The sequence below is a fragment of the Prevotella sp. S7 MS 2 genome (assembly GCF_000762865.1).
Lineage (GTDB): Bacteria > Bacteroidota > Bacteroidia > Bacteroidales > Bacteroidaceae > Prevotella.
Window position 1 is genome coordinate 1 of record NZ_JRPT01000064.1, and the last position, 8,395, is coordinate 8,395.

The 8,395-nt window shown below is 43.3% G+C and carries 6 protein-coding genes; 4 read left to right on the forward strand and 2 right to left on the reverse strand.

The features are described 5' to 3' along the window. Positions 1-381: 381 nt before the first annotated feature. Positions 382-2,874, reverse strand: a complete 2,493-nt coding sequence (locus HMPREF0671_RS09735; RefSeq protein ID WP_036900018.1) for a YfhO family protein — start codon at positions 2,872-2,874, stop codon at positions 382-384. Positions 2,875-3,170: 296 nt separating this feature from the next. Here HMPREF0671_RS09735 and HMPREF0671_RS09740 point away from each other — a divergent pair, with 296 nt between their 5' ends. From HMPREF0671_RS09740 to HMPREF0671_RS09755, 4 genes are all read left to right on the forward strand, one after another. Next, positions 3,171-3,857, forward strand: a complete 687-nt coding sequence (locus HMPREF0671_RS09740) for a 5'-methylthioadenosine/adenosylhomocysteine nucleosidase (RefSeq protein WP_036900023.1) — start codon at positions 3,171-3,173, stop codon at positions 3,855-3,857. A 195-nt stretch (positions 3,858-4,052) separates the two neighbouring features. Then, positions 4,053-4,532, forward strand: a complete 480-nt coding sequence (locus HMPREF0671_RS09745) for an S-ribosylhomocysteine lyase (protein ID WP_036900025.1) — start codon at positions 4,053-4,055, stop codon at positions 4,530-4,532. Between the two features lie 110 nt (positions 4,533-4,642). Next, a complete protein-coding gene (locus HMPREF0671_RS09750) occupies positions 4,643-6,157 on the forward strand; it encodes a rhomboid family intramembrane serine protease (protein WP_036900028.1) in 1,515 nt (504 codons plus the stop codon). 301 nt (positions 6,158-6,458) lie between these two features. Further along, positions 6,459-7,565, forward strand: a complete 1,107-nt coding sequence (locus HMPREF0671_RS09755) for an ATP-binding protein (RefSeq protein ID WP_232223201.1) — start codon at positions 6,459-6,461, stop codon at positions 7,563-7,565. On the opposite strand, the gene HMPREF0671_RS09760 is transcribed toward HMPREF0671_RS09755, so the two are convergent. Further along, positions 7,537-8,232, reverse strand: coding sequence for a porin family protein (locus HMPREF0671_RS09760; protein WP_036900031.1), 696 nt, complete (start codon positions 8,230-8,232; stop codon positions 7,537-7,539). The two genes, HMPREF0671_RS09755 and HMPREF0671_RS09760, sit on opposite strands and share 29 nt — an antisense overlap. Positions 8,233-8,395 lie beyond the last annotated feature (163 nt).

Here is an 8,395-nt window from a genome sequence, read left to right on the forward strand (position 1 = left end):
AGCTATGATACGGAAGACTTTCCGTATCTACAGAAGCCCCACCCCAACCCTCCCCATAAAGGGGAGAGAGTAAGAAATGAACCTTCCCCGTCCTACAATTTAAGAACTCATAAACTCAAGAACTAACAAACTCCCCCCAAAAAAATCGTCTACTTGTCAACTTAAAACCTTCTCCCTCCCCTTTTGGGGAGGGTTGGGGTGGGGCTATAGAGGGTCGGGGTGAGGTTACTGCAAGGCCTTAACAACATTGCTGCCACAGCCGGACAGCATTACTAAAAAGGCTCCGCAGTAATGCTGCGGAGCCTTTGCATTCATTTTATATCTTGATAATGATTACCTATTTGGCACACCATTATGAGGAAACCTAGTCCCTATCAACTACTATTCCAATTCCTTTGGCTGTCGTCGAGCCGAGAATATACCTAATATTATAAGGAGAAGAAGGACAGCATAAGATACATATGCCACGGTTTCAGTTTGGTCTACACTCTTCGGATAGAAGCTGAGAACGACCTTATGTTGGCCGGGCTTCACGTTCAAAGCACGCAATACATAGTTTACACGTCCCAATTCTACGGGCTGACCATCAACGGTTGCGGTCCATTCGGGATAGAAAATCTCCGAGAATACCACTACTCCACCCTTCGTAGAATTTACGTCATAATGCAGTTCATTGGGTTCATAAGAAGTCAATGTGACGATAGACGTTCCGTCTTGATGCGTAGCCTCACCTAGTTGGGTGCGGAATTTAGCATCTGCCACTGCTTCATGACGCAGATTCAAGCGACCCAGTGCATCAAGTTCTTGATTGGCATTATCCACATACGACAACTTATCCACAAACCAAGCATTACCATATACGTATGGATTCTGCACGTCAACAGTCTGATTATTCTGCAATGGAAGAATGAAATGCTTAGCATTCAGCATATTCAGTACAGGGTAAATGGAGTCTCCAGCAACCTTGGTCATATCGCCACCAGCCTGTGATATGGCCGGCAAAATCTTACGCATCTCAGGCTGAATATACGCCTCGATGAGTTCTTGATAACGGCGTAGCTTCGCAGCATGGTAACCACCGATACTCTTATGATAGTAAGAGGTCTCATTCTCATTAAATGTATTCGAAGCCAAATTCAACACTCGATAGTCCAACGACTTGTCACGCAATATTTGACGGTCTACATTTGTCATGACTTGAGGGGCTTCGCGCACGCTCTTCTCTACAAACATATCATCGTTGAGATAACGCTTATTCACCTGCCACATGTCTATCAGACAGAGCAACGCCACCGCTCCTATCATGTATTCAGCCTTCAACTTGCGAGCTTTGAAGAGCAAGAGGAGGAATGTGCCCACCACAATAATCCAGAAAGAACGCCAACAGTCAGCCACAAAAATAGCACGACGCATTTCTCGGAGATTTCCTTCTATAGCCCCAAGGTACTCTGCCGGTATGCTTTTCAAAGCATTCATCTCTGAAGAAGAGATAAAATCGACGAAGAACATATTGGGCATAAGAGCAAAGAGCAAGGCTATACCGCCTGTTAAGGCAAAACTTATATAGACGAACTTTATCTTCTTAGTCAGCAAATCGGGCTCGTCTACTATCTTCTTCAAAGCCAACATGGCCAGCAAGGGAATCGTAAACTCAGCCATAACGAGGATAGATGCCACCGTGCGGAACTTGGAATACATCGGCACATTGTCCAAGAAGAAATCAGTAAACGGCATGAAGTTACGCCCCCAAGACAAAAGGATAGAGAGTATCGTAGCTGCCAAAAGTGCCCACTTCATTGGCCCTTTGACAATAAACAGGCCGAGAATGAACAACATCAACACAAAGGCACCCACATAGACAGGGCCACTGGTACCGGGTTGTTCGCCCCAATACTGGCCTAACTGCTGATAGATTTGCATGTATTCAGGGTTGGCTTTCTCCATCGCAGTCTTATTAGCTGCCAATGGAACCGATGCCCCGCCCTTGGTATTGGGTACGAGAAGTGTCCAAGTCTCGTCCACCCCATAACTCCATTGTGTGATATAATCACGGTCAAGTCCCGAATTTGTTTGATTGGCTGCATTCTTCTTAACGAGCTCACTCTTCCCTCTCATCGACTCCTGTGAGTACTGCCACGTGTGATAGAGATTGGATAGGTTCAGGCTAATGCCGATAGCGGCACCTATCAAGCACACACCAGTAGCCTTCCAGAAGCGAGACAACTGCTTTTCGCGAATGGCTTCGACTAAGAAAGCAATTAGCATGAAGAAGATGATGAACAGATAATAATAGGTCATCTGCACGTGGTTGGCGTTCACTTCAAACGCTGAGAAGATGGCAGTGACTATTAATCCCGTCAAGAACTTGCCCCGATAAGCCAGTACCACACCCGCTATCATCGGCGGAAGATAGGCCAATGCCATGACTTTCCAAATGTGTCCGGCCGCAATAATGATAAAGAAATAACTGGAAAATGCCCAAATAATAGAACCCAGAACGGCCAACGAATGGCGGAAATCAAATGCCCTAAGCAAGATATAAAAGCCAAGCAAATAGGCAAAAACAAACCAAACATTCTCCGGTAACCACAGATGATAGGCATTGATGGCCTGTTTGAGTGCCGTCGTACTGCTATACGATGGTGCCGTCTGATACGTCGGCATACCACTAAACGCAGAGTTCGACCATCGGGTCATCTTTCCCGTGCGTTCATAATAGGCTGCTTGTTCTTGCGCTGCACCTCTACCGGCCGCCGAATCGTGACGATATAAGATTCTTCCCTCAATATCCGCGGGGAAGAAATAAGCGAAAGAAATCACAGCAAATAATACAACTGCCACAATATCGGGCCAGTAAGTCTTCAATGCTTTCATAAATAAACGTTTATTTTATAGATGCAAAAATAAGGAAATAGTTGCAAACCAACAAGAAAACCCACGTACAACAAGACTCCATGAAAGTTTTTTCGTAAATTTGCAAGAAATATAATCCGGGCATCGAATGTTCTGAAGTAAATGGGAGAAAACAGTAGTAAAAACCTCTATAAGACTTGTAGTTAACCGACATATGTCCATTAACTGCCGATAACTCCAATGCCTAACAAAGGCATTTAACTCCCGACGACTTCTAGTTGAGCAGTCATGCGAAAAGTAAGAAATAGATTTAAGACATGAATATAGGATTAATCGTAGCCATGGACAAGGAGCATAAGCAGCTACACGCGCTTCTCCACGATGTCCATACCGAGCAACATGCCGGTCGAGAATTTCTTCTCGGCACTGTCGGCCAACACCATATTATATTACAACAATGCGGTATTGGTAAGGTCAACTCGACCATTGGTGCCGTCGAGATGATAACCCATTACCAGCCCGACTTGATAATTTCGTCGGGTTGTGCAGGCGGTGCCGACACGTCACTCAACGTGACCGATGTAGTAGTGTCTACTTCATGCACCTACCACGATGCTTATTGTGGCTCGGAATGCCAACCCGGACAGATTCTCGGAATGCCGGCTCGATTCAATTCACCCGATGAGTTGGTAAAGAAAGCATTAAGCATTGAGGCCGAGACCAACGTACGTACAGGACTCATTGTGAGCGGAGAGTGGTTTGTAGACAGCCGTGAGAAGATGGCATCTATCCTCAATCAATTCCCCGAAGCGATGGCCGTAGACATGGAAAGCTGCTCCATTGCACAGACTTGTCATATCTATGGCGTACCGTTCATCTCATTCCGAATTATCAGCGATGTACCTTTGAAAGACCGTAAGGCACAACAATATTTTGATTTTTGGGATCGTATGGCCGACGGTTCGTTTGAAGTGACGCGCCGTTTCTTAGAAAGATTAGATTAACATTCCTCATTTCACCGGTTTGGAAGTTAGCAGGAGTCAACAGAAGTAAAAGCCTCTTCGAGGCAAGAAGTCAACAGACAATTGTCTATTAACTCCCATTTGTAACTCCAACACCCCATAGGCGTTTAACTTCTGATAACTTCGGAATTGAGTAGAACTACGAAACAAGAATAAAACGATTACAATATTTACATCATGGATAAAATACCTTCATTCACCATAGACCACAACCGCCTGTTGCGCGGCATCTATGTTAGTCGCCAAGACACCGTCGGGGGCGAGACCGTCACGACGTTTGACATTCGTATGAAAGAACCCAATCGCGAGCCGACTTTGCACGTTGGCGCCATCCACACCATCGAACATCTGGCTGCAACCTATCTTCGTAACGACTCGGAGTGGAAAGATAGCATTATCTACTGGGGGCCAATGGGATGTCTCACGGGCAATTATCTTGTAATGAAAGGCGACTTAAAGAGTAGCGACATCGTAGAATTGATGAAAAAGACTTTTGAGTTTGTAGCCAATTTTGATGGAGAAATTCCCGGTGCAGCACCCAAAGATTGCGGCAACTATCTGCTCCACGACCTTCCGATGGCGCGTTGGGAGTCGCGTAAATACCTCAATGAGGTGCTGAATGTCATCAAAGATGAGAACTTGAACTACCCACGGTAATTCTCCATAGCGTTACTATGGGCATAAGAAATAAAAGAAAAGACACATCAAAAAGAGATTGGTCGCTTATTTGCAACATCTCTTTTCGATTGCTTTCGCCATCACTTGGCATGGCCTTACTTTATTTCTTGTTCCTTTGGATAGCATGGGACACCCCGTTGGTTCAGCATATTGGCGAGGAATTACGTAACTTTGGCATTCCTCTCCTGCTTGGTCTGATTGTCGTCATTTGTACTTGGAACATAGATGATGCATTCCCTTGGATCAGCAACAGTCGATTTTCGTTCTCAAGTTTAACCATGGCCGGCACGTTATTTCTTGGAATTGTCATTGGTTTCCAGATGAATCAATGGAAAAGTAGCGTACTCCATGTAGAGACATTGCAACAGATAAAAAACTTAATGGAGACCGATTGGGTGCACGTTTCGCACTTGGAAACAGACACAACATACAGCGGAACGTACACACATGTGGTTTCTCGACCTCAAAGGCATGGTGCAGACAAGCTCTATTTTGAGATGTTGGATGTGTACGAAGTCAACAAAATGCCCAATGTATATGTTGGAACAAAGTTCACTAGTCGCGAATATAGTGCCATGACGAGCGAAGAAAAGCTTAATCAATACTACAACGATTTCTTCCATCAGGGTATTAACCGCCATGCTTACCCGCTCTATAACCAACCTTATTTGCTCAAACACGAACACCATTCTGATTTATACAAGGGATTTGTACATGCGATTACGAATGGTCATTTCAATGATTTGTCGACCGATGACGCCATTATCTTCCGATTAGCAGACGAGAGTGAGAGTCCCAGTGGGCATTTCAATATAGCCGTCATCTGCTGGATTGCCCTCGCATATAGCCTCCTCATCATTCTCATTGTGATTTTTGGCAAACCCGATCGTAAGAAATATGAAGAACGAGATGATTTGTTGTTGAGAACAATATTCAATTTCTTACTAACCTTACCAGTTGATGCTAAAGAGGAAAAGCATAAAGGAGAGATTCGTAAATCGGAAAAGACGGAGCATACATGGCACATCATCATGGCCATACTTATAGCTCTTCCTCCCATCGTCAGTATTGTTTATTACTTGGCCATGGTGTTTTCGGGCGTCAGTCTCATGTCGCCCGACGTCTCCGAAATCATCAGTTGGGGTGGCGCCAATAGCTACTTGGTGATGGGATTAGGTGAATGGTGGCGCATCGCTACGGCTTTCTTCTTACACGGAAATCTCATGCATATTGCGTATAACCTCATTAATTATTGGCTCATCTTATACTTATATGTATTTGCGATAGGCAGCCGTAGAGTCATTTTATCTTTCTACATCACCGGCCTTCTTAGCACTTCCTGTGCCATTCTCTTCTCTCCGCACACCGTGATAGGTATTTCCGGCGGACTCATGGGGATGTATGGCTATATTATCATCAACTCTCTCTTAACTCCAAAACACAAAGACGGCATTTGGTTTCCTGTCATCATGGTCGGCATAACTCTCCTTTTCAGTTTCCAAGCCACCGTCAGTTTGGCCGGCCATCTATCGGGCTTGCTAGTAGGTATCATTCTTGCCATTATCTATTATTTATACGATCGAAGAGAGACTATATTAGATTAAATATCTTCATTGCCAATGAAGATATTTTAGAAAAACCTTCATTACGAACGAAGATATTCTAGAATATCATTCGTTATGAATGAAAACTTTTTGCTATCTTTGCCCATATTCATCATCCTTACAGGCATATGATACCTAAACAACTATTGATTCAAATTATTCTTGACCAGCAAAATATCCGTTTAAAAGACGAAGTTGCGCGAGACATTCAACCTCAATGGCTTGAAAGCGAAGAGATAGTAGTTGTCTCTGGAGTAAGAAGATGTGGTAATCTGTGCTGATACAGCAAATGAGAAAGAGGATGAAAGAACAAGATTTCTTCCTTAATTTCGATGATGATCGCCTCATCAAATTCACCATAGAAGATTTCCAACTACTCCAAGAATGCTTGATAGAGCTCTTTGGAGTACAACATACCTATTATTTTGACGAAATACAGAATATAAAAGGTTGGGAACTCTTTGTACGAAGACTCTATAATAGCAGTAATAAGATTTTTATTACAGGTTCTAATGCCAATATGTTAAGCCGCGAATTAGGCACACATCTCACCGGGAGATATATTGCAATAGAATTGTATCCGTTCTCTTTCAAAGAGTTCTTGACCTATAATAAGATAGAACATTCTACCAAAACCATAGCGACAACAGTTGGAACCGCCACGATGCTCGCCCAATTTAAGAGATACATGAAGCAAGGAGGATTCCCTGCTTTCCTTAGAAATCAAACAAGAGAATATATATCCGGAATATACGAGAGCATTATATATCGCGACGTATTGCTGCGAAATGGCATCACTAACGAACGCGAAGTACTCGAACTCATGCACTATCTTGCCAGTAACGCAGCCAAACGTCATACCTATAGTTCGTTAGGAAAGGTTGTAGGTCTCAAACATCCCGAAACCATCAAGAACTATTTAAATGCTATTAGCGACACTTATCTCATCTTTCAATTAACAAAATATGCTCCATCCGTAAAGACTCAGAGTGCCAGTGCCAAGAAAATATATCTTATAGACAACGCTATTATCAGCACAATAGGCTTCAACCCGACTGACAATATCGGCATCCTGCTAGAAAATTTAGTATTCATCGAGCTCAAACGCAGGCAACTCGATGTATATTATTATGCCAATAAAGGAGAATGCGACTTTGTTGTTAGACATGGCGTTACACTCACTGAAGCCTATCAAGTGACCATGAGTATCAGCGAAGAAAAAACCAAACAGCGAGAAATGAAAGGATTAATAGAAGTTGCGAAAGCAGAGCATACTAGCAAAAACTACATCCTTACGATGGACGAAGAATGCACTATTACCGAAGAAGGCCTCACTATTGAAGTAAAGCCTATTTGGAAATGGCTGCTAGACCAACCCTCTATAAATCAAACTTATACCCAGCCGTAATCGTAAAACAGTGGTTATGATTTTCGGCTCCCTTTGTTATTTTACTCAAACCAAGATGATAACACGCCTCTACAACGACATTCATGTATTCGTATGAGACACCCATAGGGATGGAAAATTCCGTCTTATTGCACTGTTCCATGCGGTCTTTCGTCGTCTGAGTCATCTCGCCATAGGTATAAACTCCACTCTTATTTACCTTATATGGAGTATCCTCCCTACTCTCTTTGGCATTGACCAACCGCGCAAACTGTACTCCTATTTTCACAGCCAGACCGCGAGTAGCATAGTAATTCACCAACAAAGGCACGGTCACATAGTCCAAATTGATATGGTGATGATGGCTTCCGATAAACTCTTCATCTTCGGAAACCTTGATCGGAACCTGTATACGATAATCGGAATAACGGCATCCCTGCATGGAATAAAAGGCACCCAGCGACACACTAATATGAGTAGTTGCTTGATACTCCCCCTGTAATCCGCCCACAAAACCAGCCTTAAAATGAGAATCTAGCGTTCCATCATAAGTATTGAGCCCCATATTTGCCATATTAGCCAACGTGATACCCACTTTCGGTATCAACGAAAATGTTCCTTGATGACTCTGTGCTTGTGCGACTACAAACACGGCAGTTAGCGCTAAAAACAACACCAAACGTTTCATAGCTTTATCTTTTGATTATTAAAAGATAAACGCACCACAATCCAAAATATTGCAAAGGAAAGCCTAAATCACATTAAGTTTTTATAGCTAACAACATAGGTTGCTCCCCTCTCTCGCTTTTATTTATTACCTTTGCATAAGATAAGCTGCACTCGGCAATTTG